Raw genomic sequence first — 18,514 nt, 5'->3', positions numbered from 1 at the left:
AATGGGGAACCATGATCCGGTTCGAGCACGTGACCAAGCGGTACGAGGACGGCACCACCGCGGTGGACGACCTCTCCTTCGAGGTCGCCGAAGGCGAACTGGTCACGCTCGTCGGCCCGTCCGGCTGCGGCAAGACCACCACGATGAAGATGGTGAACCGGCTCGTCGAGCCCACCGAGGGGCGGATCCTGATCGGCGGCGAGGACGTCTGCGCCCTCGACCCCGTCCGCCTGCGCCGCACCATCGGCTACGTCATCCAGCAGGTCGGCCTCTTCCCGCACCGCACCGTCCTCGACAACACGGCCACCGTCCCCGCCCTGCTCGGCTGGAAGAAGGCCCGGGCCCGCGAGCGCGCCGCCGAGCTCCTCGACCTGGTCGGCCTCGACCCCGGCACGTACGGCCACCGCTACCCCGCACAGCTCTCCGGCGGCCAGCGCCAGCGCGTCGGCGTGGCCCGCGCCCTCGCCGCCGACCCGCCCGTGCTCCTCATGGACGAGCCCTTCGGCGCCGTCGACCCGGTCGTCCGGGAACGGCTCCAGACCGAGTTCCTGAGCCTGCAGGCCACCGTCCGCAAGACGGTGCTGCTCGTCACCCACGACCTGGAGGAAGCGGTCCGGCTCGGCGACCGGATCGCCGTCTACGGCCAGGGCCGCATCGAGCAGTTCGACACCCCCGCCACCGTGCTCGCCGCCCCCGCCACCCCGTACGTCGCCGATTTCGTCGGCGCCGACCGCGGCCTGAGGCGACTCGCCGTCACCCCCGTCACCGAGGCCGACCTGGAGGACCCGCAGGCACCGCAGGACCCACACGGCCCGCAGGCACCGCAGGACCCACAGGCCGGCCGGGACCCGCTGGGCGCCGGCCCGGCCGCGGCCGCCGTTCCCCTCGGTGCCTCCCTCAAGGACGCCCTCGCCGTCCTCCTCCAGCACGACTCCGGACGCATCGCCGTGCACGCCCCCGACGACCCCGGCCGCGTACTCGGCACCCTCACCACCGCAGGCGTCCACCGCGCCCTGCGCAGGGCACCCCAGTCGGTCAGCTCGCGCTGAGGCGCCCGCTCATCCACACCAGACCCGGCGGGATCTCCCGGTTCCAGGTGTTGAAGTTGTGGCCCCCGCTGTCCAGCGTGATGGACGAGACCCGCGCCGGGGCCTTCACCTTCTTGATGAAGGCGAGCGTCCCCTTCAGGTTGCCCTCGCCCTTCTTCGACGTCGTCACCAGGAACGACGACTTCCCCTGCGGCCGGTTGTCCAGGCTCCACAGCAGGTCCGCACGCTTGCGCAGCTCCTTTTTCCCGTGGAACAGATCACCGGTCGTCACGTCCTCGGCCGCCTTGTAGTACGCCGAGAACCCCGCACCCGCCGCGAACCGGTCCGGGTGGTGCAGCGCGATCTTCAGAGCGCAGTAACCGCCGGTCGAGTTCCCCATGAAGCCCCAGTTCCGCGGCTTCGTCCCCACTCGGTACGTCTCCGAGATGGCCTTCGGCAGGTCCTCGGCGAAGAACGTCTCCGTCTGCGGCCCGCCCGGGATGTCCACGCACTCGGTGTCCCGCGGCGGCGCCACCGTCGGACGCAGCATCACCAGGATCATCGGCTGCATCTTCTTGTCCTTGACCTGCTGGTACGCCGTCTTCGGGTACTTCAGGCCCTTCAGCAGGTTCTCCGCCGTACCCGGGTAGCCGGTCAGCACCACCGACGCCGGGAACGTGGACTTCGCGTACCGCCCCTGGAAGTACTCCGGCGGCAGGTACACGTACGCCGGCGAGTCGATCTTCGACTTCTCGCCCGCGATGACCACCTTCTGTATCTGCCCGCCGACCGCCGGCCGGCTCCCGCCCGGCACGTCCAGCGCCTGCGTACCGACGACCTTCACGTCCCTGGAGCCGGCCGAGTGGTCCACCACCACGCCCATGTCCTGCTCCTGACCGAACAGGTCGGCCCAGGAGCCGTAGAACAGGAACGAGTTGTTCGCCGCGAGCCCCACCGAGGCGAACAGCGTCAGCTGGGTGGCGAGCAGCAGCCCGACCCGCCCCAGGACGGACTTCCAGCCGCCACGCGCGAGCCGCGGCCACAGCCAGATCGTGGCGACGAAGAACACCACGGCCAGCGCTACCGCCAGGGCGAGGACCTTGTTGCTGGTGAGACCCATGAGACGTCCGAGCTTTCTTCCTGATTTTTCCCTGAAAATTTCCCTGACGGCGAGTGAACCCGCCCCATCGCTCCTCCGTCCTAGAAGGCGCAAACCTCCGGCACGCCCGCCCGACCAGCGCGGCCCGCCGGATCAACGATCTCTCGCGAAGCCACGGGAAGCACGGGAAACGATGTCTGTCACGGTAGATGGGGACAAATCTCGATCGGTTCCGGATCGCGTACGCCGGATTCTGCGCGGCCCCCGACCCGAAAAGGTCCCCGCCCTCGTCGGAACCGCCTGCACGCTCATCGGCCTGATCGACATCGCCGCCGGCGTCTTCCCGCGCTTCCGCGCCAGCCGCATGCACGCCCTCGCCGAAGTCCTCCCCGGCACCCTCGGACCGCTCTCCGCGGCCCTCTCCCTCAGCGCCGGCGTCCTGCTGCTCCTGCTCGCCCACGGCCTCAAGCGCAACAAGCGCCGCGCCTGGCGCGCCGCCGTCGTCCTCCTCCCCCTCGGCGCCGTCGCCCAGTTCGTCTGGCGCCACTCCCTGGCCGGCGCCCTGCTCTCCCTCGCCCTCCTGGCCCTCCTCGTCCGCCACCGCGACGAGTTCGCCGCCCTGCCCGACCCCCGCAGCCGCTGGCGCGCCCTCGCCAACTTCGTCGTCATGGGCGCCGGATCCATCGCCCTCGGCCTCGTCATCGTCAGCGCCCACCCCCGCCGCATCGTCGGCAGCCCCAGCCTCACCGACCGCCTCGAGCACGTCCTCTACGGCCTGTTCGGCTTCGAAGGCCCGGTCGCCTACACCCGCGGCGTCGACTGGACCGTCGGCTACTCCCTCGGCGCCCTCGGCATGCTCACCGCGCTGACCACCATCTACCTCGCCTTCCGCCCCGAGCACCCCGCCGCCCGCCTCACCGAGGACGACGAGACCAAGCTCCGCGCCCTCCTCGACAAGCACGGCGCCCGCGACTCACTCGGCCACTTCGCCCTCCGCCGCGACAAGGGCGTCGTCTTCTCCCCCAGCGGCAAGGCCGCCGTCTGCTACCGCGTCGTCTCCGGCGTCATGCTCGCCAGCGGCGACCCCATCGGCGACGTCGAAGCCTGGCCCGGCGCCATCGAACGCTTCATGGACGAAGCCAAGGCCCACTCCTGGACCCCCGCCGTCATGGGCTGCTCCGAGACCGGCGGCCACGTCTGGACCCGCGAGACCGGACTCGACGCCCTCGAACTCGGCGACGAGGCCATCGTCGACGTCGCCGACTTCTCCCTCTCCGGCCGCGCCATGCGCAACGTACGCCAGATGGTCAAGCGCATCGAACGCAACGGCTACACCACCAAGGTCCGCCGCGTCGCCGACCTCAGCGACGCCGAACTCGACCGCATCCGCCGCGCCGCCGACGACTGGCGCGGCACCGACACCGAACGCGGCTTCTCCATGGCCCTCGGCCGCATCGGCGACCCCGGCGACGGCGAGGCGGTCATAGCGACCGCCCACAAAGAGGACGACCCCGACACCCCCGGCACCCCCTACGGCGACCTGAAGGCGATCATCCACTTCGTCCCCTGGGGCCCCGACGGCATGTCCCTCGAACTCATGCGCCGCGACCGCTCCGCCGACCCCGGCATGAACGAGCTCCTCATCGTCGCCGCCCTCCAGAACGCCCCCCGCCTCGGCATCAAGCACGTCTCCCTCAACTTCGCCATGTTCCGAGCCGCCCTCGCCCGCGGCGAGAAGATCGGCGCCGGCCCCGTCCTGCGCCTCTGGCGCGGACTGCTCGTCTTCCTCTCCCGCTGGTTCCAGATCGAATCCCTCTACAAGTTCAACGCCAAGTTCCAGCCCCGCTGGGAGCCCCGCTTCGTCGTCTACCGCAAAAGCCGCGACCTCCCCCGCATCGGCTTCGCCGCCATGCAGGCCGAGGGCTTCGTGAACCTCAGCCTCCCCAGCCCCCTCGCCCGCCTCACCCGCCGCACCCGCACCACCGCCCCCCGCCCCTGCGCCCACATCGTCCCCACCCAGACCGAACACGAGGTCCGCGCCGCCTGACCCCGCCCCGCCCCCCGAGCAGGCCCTACGCTGGACGCATGAGTACGACGATCGACCGGGGCACGCCACTCGGCCTGCCGGAGTGGAACCGCTGCGCGGTCATGGGCGTGGTCAACGTGACCCCCGACTCCTTCTCCGACGGCGGCCGCTGGTTCGACACCACGGCCGCCGTCAAACACGGCCTCGACCTCGTCGCCCAAGGCGCCGACCTCGTCGACGTCGGCGGCGAATCCACCCGCCCCGGCGCCAGCCGCGTCGACGAGGACGAAGAACTCCGCCGCGTCATCCCCGTCGTCCGCGGCCTCGCCGCCGAAGGCGTCACCGTCTCCGTCGACACCATGCGCGCCGGCGTCGCCGCCCGCGCCGTCGACGCCGGCGCCCGCCTCGTCAACGACGTCAGCGGCGGCCTCGCCGACCCCGCCATGGTCCCCGTCGTCGCCGCCGCCGAAGTCCCCTTCGTCGTCATGCACTGGCGCGGCTTCAGCAAGGACATGAACAGCCTCGCCGTCTACGACGACGTCGTCCACGAAGTCGTCACCGAACTCCGCACCCGCATGGAAGCCGTCATCGACGGCGGCATCGCCCCCGAACGCCTGATCGTCGACCCCGGCCTCGGCTTCGCCAAGCTCGCCCCCCACGACCTCGCCCTCGTCGCGCACCTCCCCGAGCTCCGCGCCCTCGGCCGCCCCCTCCTCGTCGCCGCCTCGCGCAAACGCTTCCTCGGCCACGTCCTCGCCCACGACGGCGCCACCCCACCCCCCGCCCGCGAACGCGACGCCGCCACCGCCGCCGTCTCCGCCATCGCCGCCCACGAAGGCGCTTGGGCCGTCCGCGTCCACGAGGTCCGCGCCACCGCCGACGCCGTACGCGTCGCAAGAGCCGTCGAAGGAGCCAGGTGACCCCCGCCACCGAGGCCGACCGCACCGCCGTCGAAGCCACCAACACCGCCTTCTACGAAGCGATGGAACAAGGCGACTTCGACACCGTCACCGACCTCTGGCTCGACGACCCCGCCGCCCCGGTCTCCTGCGTCCACCCCGGCTGGCCCGTCCTCACCGGCCGCGGCGAAGTCCTCCGCTCGTACGCCCTGATCATGGCGAACACCGATTACATCCAGTTCTTCCTCACCGACATCGAGATCTCCCTCGCCGGCGACGTGGCCATCGTCACGTGCACCGAGAACATCCTCAGCGGCGGCCCCGCCGAGGACGGCGCCGAACTCGGACCCCTCCTCGGCGAGCTCGTCGTCGCCACCAACGTCTTCCGCCGCACGTCAGAGGGCTGGCGCATCTGGTCCCACCACGGCTCCCCCGTCCTGCCCGACACCGACGACGACAACGCCCCCGACACCGACTCCTGAGCCCCCCGCCCCGCCTCCCACCAGAGGCGCCGCCCCGGCTGTCAGCACCCGCAGGTAGATTCGATGGTGGACACCCGGCCGTCCGCACCCGGCTGCGTGGCCACCGACCTACGACAGCAGGAGTGATTCGCGTGGATCGTGTCGCGCTGCGCGGCCTCAAGGCCCGAGGACACCACGGCGTCTTCCCCAAGGAACGCGAAGAGGGCCAGACCTTCATCGTCGACCTCACCCTCGGCCTCGACACCCGCCCCGCCGCCGCCGACGACGACCTGACGAAGACCGTCCACTACGGCATCGTCGCCGAAGAGGTCGTCGACGTCGTCCAGGGCGAGCCCGTCGACCTCATCGAAACCCTCGCCGAACGCATCGCCCAGCAGTGCCTCAAGCACGCCGGCGTCCAGGAGGTCGAAGTCGTCGTCCACAAGCCGGACGCACCGATCACCGTCCCCTTCGACGACGTCACCATCACCATCACCCGGAGCCGCGCATGAAGCCCCCGCACAGCGACCCCACCGTGCAGCCCGTACCGGCCGCGGTGACCGCCGCCGTCGACGCGGCCGACATCACCCTCTCCAACCCGAAATGGGCCGTCCTCGCCCTCGGCGCCAACCTCGGCAACCGCCTGGAAACCCTCCAGGGCACCGTCGACGCGCTCGAGGACACCCCCGGCCTCCGCGTCAAAGCCGTCTCCCCCGTCTACGAGACCGAGCCCTGGGGCGTCGATCCGGGCACCCAGCCCTCGTACCTCAACGCCGTCGTCCTCGTGAAGACCACGCTCCCCCCCTCCTCCCTCCTCGAACGCGCACACGCCGTCGAAGAAGCCTTCCACCGGGTCCGCGAAGAGCGCTGGGGGGCCCGCACCCTCGACGTCGACATCATCACGTACGCCGACGTGACCTCCGACGACCCCCTCCTCACCCTCCCCCACCCCCGCGCCCACCAGCGCGCCTTCGTGCTCGCCCCCTGGCACGACGTGGACCCCGAGGCCCAGCTCCCCGGACACGGACCCGTCACGCAGCTCCTCGCCACCGTCGGCCACGAAGGCGTCACGCCGCGCACCGACCTGGAACTCCGACTCCCCGAGTAGTCGTTACGCTCCTGACAGACACCACGGACAGGCGCACGGACCACACGAAGGGCACCCGGTGAAACAACTGCGGCTCAAAGTGCTCGCCGGACTCTTCGTCGCGGCCGGCATCCTCTCCTGGGGCGCCGCCCGCCTCTGGGACTCCGTCGGCACGCTCCCCAGCGTGCCGCTCGCCGCCCCCATCGTCCTCGCCGCCATCGCCGTCGTCCTCACCGCCACGGCCCTCTCGCTGCGCGCCCGCCTCAGGGCCCAGCGCGAGCGCCGTCCCGGCGCCAAGGGCGTCGAGCCCCTCATGGCCGCCCGCGCCGTCGTCTTCGGCCAGGCCAGCGCCCTCGTCGCCGCCCTCGTCGCCGGCATGTACGGCGGCACCGGCGTCTTCCTCCTCGCCTCCCTCGACGTCCCCGCCCGCCGCGACCAGGCCCTCTACGCCGGCTTCTCGGTCCTCACGGCCATCGGCGTCATCGCCGCCGCCCTCTTCCTGGAGCACGTCTGCAAGCTCCCGGAAGACGGCGACGACACCGGCAGCGGCCCCGCCCCGGCCGCCTGACCGCCCCTTTCCGCGTTCCCGCGCTACCAGGGCTCCCGTACGAGGTGCCCCTTCACCAGGAACGTCGGGTGCGGACAGCCCTCTACTAACGGGCCAATATCAGGGACATGGCCTCAGCTCGTGTAGTAGCGTCACGAAGTTGGCCACGAACCGCCGAGGTCGTCGTCTTCGCGCCCGGCTTCCGGATGCCGCGCAGCGACATGCACATGTGCTCCGCCTCGATCACGACGATCGCGCCACGCGCCTCGAGGACCTCCATCAGCGAATCGGCGATCTGCGTCGTCAGCCGCTCCTGCACCTGCGGACGACGCGCGAAGACATCGACCAAGCGGGCCAGCTTCGACAGACCGGTGATTTTGCCCGTTTCAGCCGGGATGTAACCAATGTGAGCCACGCCATGGAATACCAACAAATGATGCTCACACATACTGGTCAGTTCGATGTCCTTCACGAGCACCATTTCGTCGTGCCCCAGGTCGAACGTCGTCGTCAGGACATCCTCCGGCTTCTGCCAGAGCCCCGCGAACAACTCCCTGTACGCCCGCGCCACCCGCGCCGGCGTTTCGCGCAGCCCCTCGCGGTCCGGGTCCTCCCCGACCGCGATGAGGAGCTCCCGTACGGCGTTCTCGGCGCGCTTCTCGTCGAACTCGCCGATCGTGCCCTCGCCGTCCAGCGTCACCGGGTCGGTCATGTGTGCCTCGTTCCGTCTGTCTGACATGGCGCGAAAAAAGCCGCGCCCCCACAGGCTAGAACCTGTGGGGGCGCGGCTTCCATTCCGGGCCCGTCGCCGGGTTTACGGAGCTCAGGACTCCGGGGTGTCCTCGGGGGCCACCTCGATGGGCTTGGTGGTGTCCACCGAGGGGGTCGTGGAGGAGGAGCCGTTGGCGCTGTTGGTCAGGGCCAGCTCCTTGGGGGAGAGGACGGGCGGGCGGGTGGAGGGGGTGCGGCGGGAGGAGCCGGTCCAGGCCGGGCGGGCCGGGCGCTTGACGATGGGGGCGAAGATCTCCGCGATCTCCTCCTTGCCCAGCGTCTCCTTCTCCAGCAGCGCGAGGACGAGGTTGTCGAGGACGTCGCGGTTCTCGACGAGGATCTCCCACGCTTCGTTGTGGGCGGTCTCGATGAGCTTCTTGACCTCTTCGTCGACCAGCGCGGCGACTTCCTCGGAGTAGTCGCGCTGGTGTGCCATCTCGCGGCCGAGGAAGGGCTCGGTGTTGTCGCCGCCGAACTTGATGGCGCCGAGTCGCTCGGTCATGCCGTACTGGGTGACCATCGCGCGGGCCGTGGCGGTGGCCTTCTCGATGTCGTTGGCGGCGCCGGTGGTCGGGTCGTGGAAGACCAGTTCCTCGGCGGCGCGGCCGCCCAGCATGTAGGCCAGCTGGTCGAGCATCTCGTTGCGGGTGGTCGAGTACTTGTCCTCTTCGGGGAGGACCATGGTGTAGCCCAGGGCGCGGCCGCGGGACAGGATGGTGATCTTGTGGACCGGGTCGGAGTTGGGTGAGGCCGCCGCGACGAGGGCGTGGCCGCCCTCGTGGTAGGCGGTGATCTTCTTTTCCTTGTCCGACATGATCCGGGTGCGCTTCTGGGGGCCGGCGACCACGCGGTCGATGGCCTCGTCGAGCGCCTTGTTGTCGATCAGCTTCTTGTCCGAGCGGGCGGTCAGGAGGGCCGCCTCGTTGAGGACGTTGGAGAGGTCGGCGCCGGTGAAGCCGGGGGTGCGGCGGGCGACGGCTCCCAGGTCGACGTCGGGGGCGACGGGCTTGCCCTTCTGGTGGACCTTGAGGATCTCCAGTCGGCCCTGCATGTCGGGGCGGTCGACGGCGATCTGCCGGTCGAAGCGGCCGGGGCGCAGGAGGGCGGGGTCGAGGATGTCGGGCCGGTTGGTGGCGGCGATGAGGATGACGCCGCCCTTCACGTCGAAGCCGTCCATCTCGACGAGGAGCTGGTTGAGGGTCTGCTCACGCTCGTCGTGTCCGCCGCCGAGGCCGGCGCCGCGGTGGCGGCCGACGGCGTCGATCTCGTCGACGAAGACGATCGCGGGTGCGTTGGCCTTGGCCTGCTCGAAGAGGTCGCGGACGCGGGAGGCGCCGACGCCGACGAACATCTCGACGAAGTCGGAGCCGGAGATCGAGTAGAACGGGACTCCGGCCTCGCCGGCGACGGCGCGGGCGAGGAGGGTCTTGCCGGTGCCGGGCGGGCCGTAGAGCAGCACGCCCTTGGGGATCTTGGCGCCGACGGCCTGGAACTTGGCGGGTTCCTGGAGGAATTCCTTGATCTCCTGGAGTTCCTCGACCGCCTCGTCGGATCCCGCGACGTCGGCGAAGGTCGTCTTGGGGGTGTCCTTGGTGATGAGCTTGGCCTTGGACTTCCCGAAGTTCATGACGCGGGAGCCGCCGCCCTGCATCTGGTTCATCAGGAAGAGGAAGACGACCACGATGAGGACGAAGGGCAGCAGGGAGAGGAGGACCGAGACGAAGGGGGACTGCTTCGTCGGGGAGACGGTGTAACCGCCCTCGATCTGTCCGGCTTCGAACTTCTCCTGGAGCTTGTCGGCCAGGTCGGCGCCCTGGGTGCCGATGTAGCTGGCCTGGACCTTGCTGCTCTTGTCGATCTTCTGGCCGTCGGCGAGCTCGATCTTGACGATCTGCTCGTCACCGGTGGTGAGCTTTGCGCTTTTGACCTGGTTCTTGTCGATCGCCTGGACGACCTTGCCGGTGTCCACCGTCTTGTAGCCCTCGGACGAGCCGACGACCTGCATCAGCACGACCACGGCGAGGACGGCCAGCACGATCCACATGACCGGCCCGCGGAAGTATCGCTTCACGTCCATCCATACGGGGCGTGCTCGACGCCCCGTCCCTCCTGCCCGTAGGTGAATGCTGCTGAGTAGCTGCTGTTGTTTGGAGCTGCGGTATGAAAAAGCTGTTCTTCGGACGGTACCCCAGCATTGTCACCCGCGGCCGTCTTCCTTTGCTTCAACGGTGGGACGGCGGTGCGGGTTCCCATGGGGTGCGGGCCCTCAGCCGCCGTAGACGTGGGGGGCGAGGGTGCCGACGAACGGGAGATTGCGGTACTTCTCGGCGTAGTCGAGGCCGTAGCCGACGACGAACTCGTTGGGGATGTCGAAGCCGATCCACTTGACGTCGATGGCGACCTTGGCGGCGTCCGGCTTGCGCAGGAGGGTGCAGACCTCCAGGGAGGCCGGCTCGCGGGAGCCGAGGTTGGACAGGAGCCAGGAGAGGGTCAGGCCCGAGTCGATGATGTCCTCGACGATCAGGACGTGCTTGCCCTTGATGTCGGTGTCGAGGTCCTTGAGGATGCGGACGACGCCGGAGGACTGGGTGCCGGCTCCGTAGGAGGAGACAGCCATCCAGTCCATGGTGACGGGGGTGGACAGGGCGCGTGCCAGGTCCGCCATCACCATCACGGCTCCCTTGAGGACGCCGACGATGAGCAGGTCCTTGCCCGCGTACTCCGCGTCGATCTTCGCGGCCAGTTCGGCCAGCTTCGCGTCGATCTCTTCCTTGGTGATGAGCACCGACTTGAGGTCGGTGCCCATGTCCTTCTCGTTCACCCGGGTCACTTTCGTTGCAGCCTTGCGTCAGCCTTGCCGAATCACCAGTCTGCCACCCTGGCGGCGTGCCTCGACGCGGCCGGGCAGGTTGATGGCTCCTTGGCCGCGCCAGCCGGTGATGAGCCGGTCGAGTTCTTCGATGTGGCGGGCGAAGAGGGAGCCGGCGGGGGCGCCTTCGGCGATGACGGCGCGGCGCAGGATGCGGCGGCGTACGGCGGGGGGAAGCCCGTGGAGCTTGGCGCATTCGAGGCGGCCGGCTTCGTCGCGTACGGCGGCTTCGGCGTCGGCGGCCCAGGAGTCGAGGGCGTCGGCGTCGTCGCGGGAGAGCTGGGCCGTTCGGGCGAGGGCTTCGACGACGCCCTTGCCGAGTGCTTTTTCGAGGGCGGGCAGGCCCTCGTGGCGGAGGCGGGAGCGGGTGTAGGCGGGGTCGCTGTTGTGGGGGTCGTCCCATACGGCGAGTTCCTGGGCGATGCAGGCCTTGCGGACGGTCTGGCGGTCGAGCTCCAGGAAGGGGCGGCGGTAGCGGCGTGCGGTGCCGGAGACGGCGGCCATGCCGGAGAGGGAGCGGATGCCGGAGCCGCGGGCGAGGCCGAGGAGGACGGTTTCGGCTTGGTCGTCGCGGGTGTGGCCGAGGAGGACGGCGGCGGCGCCGTGGCGTTCGGCCGCGTCGTCGAGGGCGGCGTAGCGGGCGTCGCGGGCGGCGGCTTCGGGTCCTCCGTCGCGGCCGACGGTGACGGCGATGGCTTCGACGGGGTCGAGGCCGAGTGCGGTCATGCGGTCGGTGACTTCGGTGGCGCGTTGGCCGGAGCCCTGCTGGAGGCCGTGGTCGACGGTGATGCCGCCGGCGCGGACGTGGAGCTTGCGGGCTTCGAAGGCGAGCGCGGAGGCGAGTGCCATGGAGTCGGCGCCGCCGGAGCAGGCGACGAGCACGAGGGGGTGTTCGCCGGGTGCCGTGCCGGGGGTGGTGGTGTCGCGGTGTTCGGTGAGGACGTCGTGGAGTACGCGGCGGACCGCCAGGCGTATCGCCGCGACCGCGGGATGGGGACCCATGTCCGGTGCCCTTCGTGGTGAGTGTGGGTGCCTCGGTCGGTGTCTTAACGGTCGGAAGTGGGGGTTCGGTCACTGAGAGTGCGTCGATGGTGACAGAACCTGGCCGTTACCCGAGCATTGCACGCCTTACCCGCCGTCTACGGTCCCTCGGATGGGTGATGGTGGGGGTGTTCTTCGGTCATGCGACGCAGCTGTCTCAGGAGTCTGCCCTACGGTGCACCCTCGCCACCCAGTCGGCGGGGTGGGCGATCTCGGTTTTGGTGGGGAGCGTGTTGGGAGAGGTCCACACGCGGTTGAAGCCGTCCATGCCGACCTGGTCGACGACGGCGCGGACGAAGCGTTCGCCGTCGCGGTACTGGCGGAGTTTGGCGTCGAGGCCGAGGAGCTTGCGCAGGGCGAGGTCGAGGCGGGAGGCGCCGCGGGCGCGGCGCTGCTGGAACTTCTCGCGGATCTCGGTGACGGAGGGGACGACGTCGGGGCCGACGCCGTCCATGACGTAGTCGGCGTGGCCTTCGAGGAGGGACATGACGGCGGTGAGGCGGCCGAGGATCTCGCGTTGTTCCGGGCTCTGGACGAGTTCGACGAGGGAGGGGGCGGGTTCGCCCTGTTCGCCTTCGGGGCGGCTGCCGGTGAGGGCTTGGACGGCTTCGCGGAGGCGTTCGATGACGGTGCCGGGGTCGACGTCGGTGGCGGCGAGGAATGACTGGATCTCGCCTTGGAGGTGGTCGCGGAGCCAGGGGACGGCGGTGAACTGGGTGCGGTGGGTTTCCTCGTGGAGGCAGACCCAGAGGCGGAAGTCGTGGGGGGAGACGTCGAGCTCGCGTTCGACGTGGACGATGTTGGGGGCGACGAGGAGGAGTCGTCCGGCGCCGTCGGTGCCGGCGGGCAGGTCGCGGGTGGCCGGGGCGAAGGTTTCGTACTGGCCGAGGATGCGGCTGGCGAGGAAGGACAGGAGCATGCCGAGTTCCACGCCGGTGACCTTGCCGCCGACGGCGCTGAGGACGGTGCCGCCGGGGGTGCCGGCGCGGCGTTCCTGCATCTTGTCGAGGAGGGGGGACAGCAGTTCGCGGAAGCCGGCGACGTTGGCCCTGATCCAGCCGGCGCGGTCGACGACGAGGACGGGTGTGTCGTCGGGCTCGTGGCCGTCGGGGACCATCCGGGTGTAGGCGCGGACGTGTTCCTCGGCGGCTTTGGCGTGTCTGCGGAGTTCCGCGACGACCGCACGGGCCTCGTCCCTGCTCACCTCGGGGCCCGGACGTACCAGGCGGGTCGCCGTCGCGACGGCGAGATTCCAGTCGACCATCCCCGATGTGCCTGCACCACCGATGCTCGTCATGCGTCAACCGTACGTTCTCGGCGTGCGTTCGGTGAGGGTTCGGGTGAGTCTTTCGCCCGGGTCCGGCCCGGTCAGCGGGGTGGGGCGAGGGCGGCGGAGAGGCGGTCGAGGGCGGGGCGGGCGGTGAACGGGGAGGTGGTGTCGCCGGCGAGGAAGGCGAAGGCGAGGAGGCGGCCGTCGGCGGTGACGACGGTGCCGGCGAGGGTGTCGACGCCTCTGAGGGTGCCGGTCTTGGCGCGTACGGTGCCGGCTCCGGGGGCGGTGGCGGGGTCGTCGTAGCGGTCGGCGAGGGTGCCGCTGAAGCCGCCGACGGGCAGTCCGGTGAGGACGGGGCGCAGGGTGGGGCGGGTGGGGTCGGCCGCGCGGGTGAGGATGCCGGTGAGGAGGGCGGCGGAGATCCGGTCGCGCCGGTCGAGGCCGCTGCCGTCGGCGAAGCGGGCGCCGGCGAGGGGCAGGCCGAGGCGGGCGAGCTCGTCGTGGACGGCCTTCGCGGCGCCGGTGAAGCTGGCGGGCTGCCGGTGGGCGAGGGCGGTCTGGCGGGCGAGGGCCTCGGCGAGGTCGTTGTCGCTGTGGGTGAGGGTGCGTTCCACGAGGTCGGCGAGGGGTGCGGAGTCGGTGCGGGCGAGGGGTGCGGCCTTCGCGCCCCGGGGGGCTTTGCCGGGGGCGGGGGCGCCCTGGACGGTGATGCCGGCCTGGTGGAGGAGGTCGGCGAAGGCGGTGGCGGTGTCGCGGGCCGGGTCGGAGCTGCGGGCGGCGGTGCCGGTGCGGCTGTCGTCGAGCCGGCCGGCGTTGGTCATGAGGGCGGTGACGGGGGCGAGGTTCTCGTTGGGGCCGATCGGGTGGAGGGTGGGCCCCTGGTAGAGGCTGGTGTCGTAGGCGAGGCGTACGGACGGGGTGCCGCGGGCCTTGAGGGCGCGGGCGGTGGCGCCGGCGAGGGCCCGCAGGCGGGTGTGGTCGAGGGTGGGGTCGCCGCCGCCGACGAGGGTGACGGTGCGGCCGTCGGGGCCGGCGGTCGTGGTGGTGGCGATGCGGTGGTGGGGGCCGAGGGCGGAGAGCGCCGCGGTGGTGGTGGCGATCTTGATGGTGGAGGCGGGGGTCATGGGGGTGGCGGCGCCTTCCCCGTAGAGCTGCCGGCCGGTGCCGGCGTCGACGACGGACGCGGTGCGCAGCGGGCCGAGGGCGGGGTCGGCCAGGAGGGGGACGAGGGCGGCGGCGAGGTCGTCGCCCGGTCGGGTGGTCGTGCCGGTGGCCCCGGCCGCGTCGAGGGCGCGGAGCACTCCGGCGGCGCTGGGGGCGGGGGCGGGACGGCGCGGGGCGGGGCCGCCGGGGGCGCCGGCGTGATGTGCGCCACCTGTCGTCGCGAGGGTGACCGCTCGGGCCCGCTCGGCCTTACGCTGACCCGTGTCCCACGGGCCGGCCGCGGCCACCGCGCCGGTGGCCAGGGCCAGACCGAGCACGGCGGAGCCCGCCACGAGCTGCCAGGTTCTCGGCTCCGGCATGTGATGACCAGCCCCTTTCGCGATCAGGACCCTGCGTGAGGGACACTTAACCACCGCGCGTCGTCGCGAGCATTGACATGTGTTGATTCAGGAGGAGATCCACCCGTGGAGTTCGACGTCACCATCGAGATCCCCAAGGGGTCGCGGAACAAGTACGAGGTCGACCACGAGACCGGTCGGATCCGCCTGGACCGCCGTCTCTTCACCTCGACCGCCTACCCGACGGACTACGGCTTCGTCGAGAACACCCTCGGCGAGGACGGCGACCCGCTGGACGCGCTGGTCATCCTGGACGAGCCGACCTTCCCGGGCTGCCTGATCAAGTGCCGTGCCATCGGCATGTTCCGGATGACGGACGAGGCCGGCGGCGACGACAAGCTGCTGTGCGTGCCGGCGACGGACCCGCGGATGGAGCACCTGCGCGACATCCACCACGTGGCGGAGTTCGACCGCCTGGAGATCCAGCACTTCTTCGAGGTCTACAAGGACCTGGAGCCCGGCAAGTCCGTCGAGGGCGCCGACTGGGTCGGCCGCGCCGAGGCCGAGGCCGAGATCGAGAAGTCGTACGCGCGCTTCAAGGAGCAGGGCGGCCACTGAGGCTCGTGTTGCTCCGGGCGGGTCGGGCGTCGTGGCCTGATCCGGTCGTGTGAGAGGGCGGTGCACCTGCTGAGGTGCGCCGCCCTTCGCGCGTTCATACTGGCGGGAGCCGGGCTCGTATGGGGCCCGGACGTGCGGGTACGAGGCCGGAATGAGGGCGAGCAGAGTGGTGGCGAGGCCGGACGGGCCGGAGGAGGTCCCGGAGGACCGCAAGCCGCCGTCGGACGAGGCACGCAGCGCGTTCGTCCCGCCGGCCGGTGTGGAGCCGCCCGAGCCGGTGGAGGACGAGCATCCGACGTCCGAGTTCGCGCTCCCGCAGGGGCTGGCTCCGGAGCCGCCGGTGGAGCAGGAGGGTTCCGCCTTCGCCCCGCCGTCGACGTACTCGGTGCAGGACTCCCCGCCCGCCTTCACGCCCGCGTACGGCATACCGCTGGTGAGGATGGCGCAGGACGCGCCGTGGCAGGACCGGATGCGGACGATGCTGCGCCTTCCGGTGGGCGAGCGGCCGATGCCGGAGGCGCCGCGGAAGGCGGACGAGGGCGGGCCGCCGGTGCCGCGCGTGCTGGACCTGACGCTGCGTATCGGTGAGCTGCTGCTCGCGGGCGGTCAGGGCGCGGAGGACGTCGAGGCGGCGATGTTCGCGATCTGCCGTTCCTACGGGCTCGACCGCTGCGAGCCGACGGTGACGTTCACGCTGCTGTCGATCACCTACCAGCCGTCGCTGGTGGACGACCCGGTGACGGCGAACCGTACGGTGCGGCGCCGGGGCACCGACTACACCCGCCTGGAGGCGGTCTACCAACTGCTCGCCGACATCAACGACCCGGACCACGAGGTGTCGCCGGAGGAGGCGTACCGGCGGCTGGCGGAGATCCGCCGCAACCGGCATCCGTATCCGGGGTGGGTCCTGACGAGTGCGGCCGGGGCGCTGGCGGGTGCGGCGTCGGTGCTGGTGGGCGGCGGTGCCACGGTGTTCTTCGTGGCGGCTCTCGGGGCGATGCTGGGTGACCGGCTGGCGTGGCTGTGCGCGGGGCGGGGGCTTCCGGAGTTCTACCAGTTCCTCGTGGCGGCGATGCCGCCGGCCGCGATGGGGGTGGCGCTGACGGTGCTCCACGCCGATCTGCGGCCCTCGGCGGTGATCACGGGTGGCCTGTTCGCGCTGATTCCGGGGCGGGCCCTGGTGGCGGCCGTGCAGGACGGTCTGACCGGCTTCTACATCACGGCGTCGGCCCGGCTCCTGGAAGTCGGGTACTTCTTCGTGGCGATCGTGGTGGGCGTGCTGTCGGTGCTGTACGTCGCGGTGCAGTTCGGCGCGCAGCTGAACCCGGAGGGGTTGCTCGATCCGGTCGAGCGGCCGGCGACGCAGATCGTGGCGTCGATGGTGCTGTGCGCGACCTTCGCGATCCTGTTGCAGCAGTCGCGGGCGACGGTGTTGTTCGCGACGCTGAACGGCGGGGTGGCGTGGGTGATCTACGCGTCGATCGCGGTGACGGCCGACGGCTCGACGGTGATGGCGACGGCGGTGGCGGCGGGGCTCGTGGGCCTGTTCGGGCAGCTGATCGCCCGCTACCACCACACGTCGTCGCTGCCGTACGTGACGGCGGCGATCGGGCCGCTGCTGCCGGGGTCGGCGACGTACTTCGGGGTGCTGGCGATCGCCCAGAACAACCTGGACCAGGGCTTCGCCTCGTTGGCGAAGGCGTCGGCCCTGGCGCTGGCGATCGCCATCGGCGTGAACCTGGGAGGCGAGCTGGCCCGTCTCTTCATGCAGGCCCCGGGCGCGGCGGCGGCCCGCCGCGCGGCCAAGCGGACCCGCGGTTTCTGACCCTTTTCTGAAGCTGGGTCCGCCCTTGGGCGGGTGAGCCGAAGGGCGCCGCGGGCATCGAAAGGGAGAGCGCGCGGAGTCCGCGAGGAACGAGCGGACGAGCGGACCAGCGGACGAGCGGACGAGCACGGTCGACCGTCGATGCACGCTGAAGGCGCCCGGAGGTGAACCGAGCCTCAAAAAGAGGGGGCCTGCTTCAGCGCTTGGCGTGGCGGCCGCGCTCCGGGTTGGGGGTGCCGGGGGCGTCGTCGTCGTTCTGCTGCTGCTTCTTCGACTGGGAGCGGGCCCGCAGGTACTCGATCACGATCGGGATCACGGAGATCAGCACGATGAGGATGAGGATGGCCTCGATGTGCTCGTGGACGAAGTCCACCTTGCCGAGCGACGCGCCGAGGAGCGTCACGCCCGCGCCCCACAGGATGCCGCCGATGATGTTGAAGGTGATGAACGAGCGGTAGTTCATCCGGCTGACGCCGGCGATGATCGGCGTGAAGGTGCGGACGATCGGCACGAAGCGGGCCAGGATGAGGGACTTCGGGCCGTGCTTCTCGAAGAAGTCGTGGGCCTTTTCGACGTTCTCCTGCTTGAAGAGCCGGGAGTCGGGGCGCTTGAAGAGGGCGGGGCCGACCTTGCGGCCGAAGAGGTAGCCGACCTGGTCACCGATGATGGCCGCGGCCACGATCAGCGTGCACACCAGCCACAGCGGCTGGTCCAGCTTGTCGGTGGTGACGAGCAGGCCGGTGGTGAAGAGCAGGGAGTCACCGGGCAGGAAGAAGCCGATGAGCAGTCCGGACTCGGCGAAGACGATGACGAGGACACCGATCAGACCGAAGGTCTGGATCAGATAGTCCGGGTCCAGCCAGCTCGGTCCGAGGGCAAGCGTGTTCACGGGTTCCGGGCTCCTGCGGTCGGTGGGGGCGGGAAGGTCACGTGGGGGATTGTCGTACGGGACGGCCGCCCCAAGCTATCAACGTACGGTGAACGTCCTCGGTTCCACCCGGCTCCCGGCCGGCCCAGTCCCGGATGCGCGCGGGCGGTGCGGGCCCCAGGCTGAGCCGCAGGAGGTGGATGCGCATGGGCATCGACGAGTACGGCGGCGGTCAGGTGGCCCAGTCGGACGTGCTGGTGGTCACCACGAACGACGTGCCGGGACACGAGGTTCGGCAGGTGATCGGCGAGGTGTTCGGGCTGACGGTCCGCTCGCGGCATCTGGGCAGCCAGATCGGCGCGGGTCTGAAGTCGATGATCGGCGGGGAGCTGAAGGGGCTGACGAAGACCCTGGTGGAGACCCGTAACCAGGCGATGGAGCGTCTGGTGGAGCAGGCGCGGGCGCGGGGCGCGAACGCGGTGCTGATGTTCCGTTTCGATGTCACGGAGGCCGCCGACGTGGGCACGGAGGTGTGTGCGTACGGCACCGCCGTGGTGATCGCGCCGCGCGTCTAGGGCGGCCCGCCCGCTTCCAGGAAGG

Annotated in this window: 18 protein-coding genes; 10 read left to right on the top strand and 8 right to left on the bottom strand. The window is 70.8% G+C overall.

The features are described from left to right. Positions 1-11 precede the first annotated feature (11 nt). Entirely contained in the window at positions 12-1,049 is a 1,038-nt protein-coding gene (locus tag ABD954_RS18845; protein ID WP_345487205.1) for an ABC transporter ATP-binding protein, read from the top strand. On the opposite strand, the gene ABD954_RS18840 is transcribed toward ABD954_RS18845, so the two are convergent. Next, on the bottom strand, positions 1,036-2,148 hold the full coding sequence (locus tag ABD954_RS18840) for an alpha/beta hydrolase (protein ID WP_345487204.1): 1,113 nt from the start codon (positions 2,146-2,148) through the stop codon (positions 1,036-1,038). The two genes, ABD954_RS18845 and ABD954_RS18840, sit on opposite strands and share 14 nt — an antisense overlap. Positions 2,149-2,320: 172 nt before the next feature. Here ABD954_RS18840 and ABD954_RS18835 point away from each other — a divergent pair, with 172 nt between their 5' ends. The 6 genes from ABD954_RS18835 to ABD954_RS18810 all read left to right on the top strand — a co-directional run bounded on the left by ABD954_RS18835 (position 2,321) and on the right by ABD954_RS18810 (position 7,168). Continuing rightward, on the top strand, positions 2,321-4,174 hold the full coding sequence (locus ABD954_RS18835; protein ID WP_345487203.1) for a phosphatidylglycerol lysyltransferase domain-containing protein: 1,854 nt from the start codon (positions 2,321-2,323) through the stop codon (positions 4,172-4,174). Positions 4,175-4,212: 38 nt separating this feature from the next. Next, entirely contained in the window at positions 4,213-5,073 is an 861-nt protein-coding gene (gene folP / locus ABD954_RS18830; RefSeq protein ID WP_345487202.1) for a dihydropteroate synthase, read from the top strand. A gap of 62 nt (positions 5,074-5,135) precedes the next feature. Continuing rightward, on the top strand, positions 5,136-5,534 hold the full coding sequence (locus tag ABD954_RS18825) for a nuclear transport factor 2 family protein (RefSeq protein WP_382745735.1): 399 nt from the start codon (positions 5,136-5,138) through the stop codon (positions 5,532-5,534). A gap of 131 nt (positions 5,535-5,665) precedes the next feature. Beyond that, the gene (folB, locus tag ABD954_RS18820; protein ID WP_345487200.1) at positions 5,666-6,025 is read left to right on the top strand and encodes a dihydroneopterin aldolase; all 360 of its coding nucleotides are present in this window, start codon (positions 5,666-5,668) and stop codon (positions 6,023-6,025) included. Beyond that, complete coding sequence (folK, locus tag ABD954_RS18815; protein WP_345487199.1) at positions 6,022-6,621, top strand: 2-amino-4-hydroxy-6-hydroxymethyldihydropteridine diphosphokinase; 600 nt, start codon at positions 6,022-6,024, stop codon at positions 6,619-6,621. Before folB ends, folK begins: the two co-directional genes overlap by 4 nt. A gap of 58 nt (positions 6,622-6,679) precedes the next feature. Further along, positions 6,680-7,168, top strand: coding sequence for a DUF3180 domain-containing protein (locus tag ABD954_RS18810; protein ID WP_345487198.1), 489 nt, complete (start codon positions 6,680-6,682; stop codon positions 7,166-7,168). Between the two features lie 85 nt (positions 7,169-7,253). Here ABD954_RS18810 and folE read toward each other — a convergent pair whose 3' ends face one another. The 6 genes from folE to dacB all read right to left on the bottom strand — a co-directional run bounded on the left by folE (position 7,254) and on the right by dacB (position 14,624). After that, positions 7,254-7,859: a GTP cyclohydrolase I FolE gene (folE, locus tag ABD954_RS18805; protein ID WP_345487197.1), complete on the bottom strand. Its 606-nt coding sequence runs from the start codon at positions 7,857-7,859 to the stop codon at positions 7,254-7,256. Between the two features lie 111 nt (positions 7,860-7,970). Beyond that, positions 7,971-9,995 carry an ATP-dependent zinc metalloprotease FtsH gene (gene ftsH / locus ABD954_RS18800; protein WP_345487196.1) on the bottom strand — a complete coding sequence of 675 codons (2,025 nt, stop codon included), beginning with the start codon at positions 9,993-9,995 and terminating at the stop codon, positions 7,971-7,973. Positions 9,996-10,184: 189 nt separating this feature from the next. Then, positions 10,185-10,724, bottom strand: a complete 540-nt coding sequence (gene hpt / locus ABD954_RS18795) for a hypoxanthine phosphoribosyltransferase (RefSeq protein WP_132917781.1) — start codon at positions 10,722-10,724, stop codon at positions 10,185-10,187. A gap of 42 nt (positions 10,725-10,766) precedes the next feature. Beyond that, complete coding sequence (gene tilS / locus ABD954_RS18790) at positions 10,767-11,789, bottom strand: tRNA lysidine(34) synthetase TilS (protein WP_345487195.1); 1,023 nt, start codon at positions 11,787-11,789, stop codon at positions 10,767-10,769. A 196-nt stretch (positions 11,790-11,985) separates the two neighbouring features. Continuing rightward, a complete protein-coding gene (locus ABD954_RS18785; RefSeq protein WP_345487194.1) occupies positions 11,986-13,125 on the bottom strand; it encodes a zinc-dependent metalloprotease in 1,140 nt (379 codons plus the stop codon). A gap of 71 nt (positions 13,126-13,196) precedes the next feature. Continuing rightward, positions 13,197-14,624, bottom strand: a complete 1,428-nt coding sequence (gene dacB / locus ABD954_RS18780) for a D-alanyl-D-alanine carboxypeptidase/D-alanyl-D-alanine endopeptidase (protein WP_345487193.1) — start codon at positions 14,622-14,624, stop codon at positions 13,197-13,199. 105 nt (positions 14,625-14,729) lie between these two features. Here dacB and ABD954_RS18775 point away from each other — a divergent pair, with 105 nt between their 5' ends. Together ABD954_RS18775 and ABD954_RS18770 are read left to right on the top strand one after the other, a co-directional pair. Next, a complete protein-coding gene (locus ABD954_RS18775; RefSeq protein ID WP_345487192.1) occupies positions 14,730-15,221 on the top strand; it encodes an inorganic diphosphatase in 492 nt (163 codons plus the stop codon). Positions 15,222-15,387: 166 nt separating this feature from the next. After that, entirely contained in the window at positions 15,388-17,046 is a 1,659-nt protein-coding gene (locus tag ABD954_RS18770; RefSeq protein ID WP_345492288.1) for a threonine/serine exporter family protein, read from the top strand. Between the two features lie 196 nt (positions 17,047-17,242). On the opposite strand, the gene ABD954_RS18765 is transcribed toward ABD954_RS18770, so the two are convergent. Beyond that, on the bottom strand, positions 17,243-17,935 hold the full coding sequence (locus ABD954_RS18765; protein WP_345487191.1) for a DedA family protein: 693 nt from the start codon (positions 17,933-17,935) through the stop codon (positions 17,243-17,245). A 185-nt stretch (positions 17,936-18,120) separates the two neighbouring features. Between ABD954_RS18765 and ABD954_RS18760 the strand changes: the two genes are divergently transcribed. Continuing rightward, a complete protein-coding gene (locus ABD954_RS18760) occupies positions 18,121-18,489 on the top strand; it encodes a YbjQ family protein (RefSeq protein ID WP_345487190.1) in 369 nt (122 codons plus the stop codon). Positions 18,490-18,514 lie beyond the last annotated feature (25 nt).

This window comes from Streptomyces roseoviridis (assembly GCF_039535235.1).
GTDB classification, from domain to species: domain Bacteria; phylum Actinomycetota; class Actinomycetes; order Streptomycetales; family Streptomycetaceae; genus Streptomyces; species Streptomyces roseoviridis.
Note: the sequence above shows the minus strand (reverse complement) of the source record. Positions and strands in the feature narration are given on the sequence as shown.

Bases quoted from the DNA above. Each gene is read 5' to 3' on its own strand.
- ABD954_RS18845 (WP_345487205.1), top strand. From the start codon at position 12: ATGATCCGGTTCGAGCACGTGACCAAGCGGTACGAGGACGGCACCACC.
- ABD954_RS18840 (WP_345487204.1), bottom strand. From the start codon at position 2,148: ATGGGTCTCACCAGCAACAAGGTCCTCGCCCTGGCGGTAGCGCTGGCC.
- ABD954_RS18835 (WP_345487203.1), top strand. From the start codon at position 2,321: ATGTCTGTCACGGTAGATGGGGACAAATCTCGATCGGTTCCGGATCGC.
- folP (WP_345487202.1), top strand. From the start codon at position 4,213: ATGAGTACGACGATCGACCGGGGCACGCCACTCGGCCTGCCGGAGTGG.
- ABD954_RS18825 (WP_382745735.1), top strand. From the start codon at position 5,136: ATGGAACAAGGCGACTTCGACACCGTCACCGACCTCTGGCTCGACGAC.
- folK (WP_345487199.1), top strand. From the start codon at position 6,022: ATGAAGCCCCCGCACAGCGACCCCACCGTGCAGCCCGTACCGGCCGCG.
- folE (WP_345487197.1), bottom strand. From the start codon at position 7,859: ATGACCGACCCGGTGACGCTGGACGGCGAGGGCACGATCGGCGAGTTC.
- ftsH (WP_345487196.1), bottom strand. From the start codon at position 9,995: ATGGACGTGAAGCGATACTTCCGCGGGCCGGTCATGTGGATCGTGCTG.
- hpt (WP_132917781.1), bottom strand. From the start codon at position 10,724: ATGGGCACCGACCTCAAGTCGGTGCTCATCACCAAGGAAGAGATCGAC.
- tilS (WP_345487195.1), bottom strand. From the start codon at position 11,789: ATGGGTCCCCATCCCGCGGTCGCGGCGATACGCCTGGCGGTCCGCCGC.
- ABD954_RS18785 (WP_345487194.1), bottom strand. From the start codon at position 13,125: ATGACGAGCATCGGTGGTGCAGGCACATCGGGGATGGTCGACTGGAAT.
- dacB (WP_345487193.1), bottom strand. From the start codon at position 14,624: ATGCCGGAGCCGAGAACCTGGCAGCTCGTGGCGGGCTCCGCCGTGCTC.
- ABD954_RS18760 (WP_345487190.1), top strand. From the start codon at position 18,121: ATGGGCATCGACGAGTACGGCGGCGGTCAGGTGGCCCAGTCGGACGTG.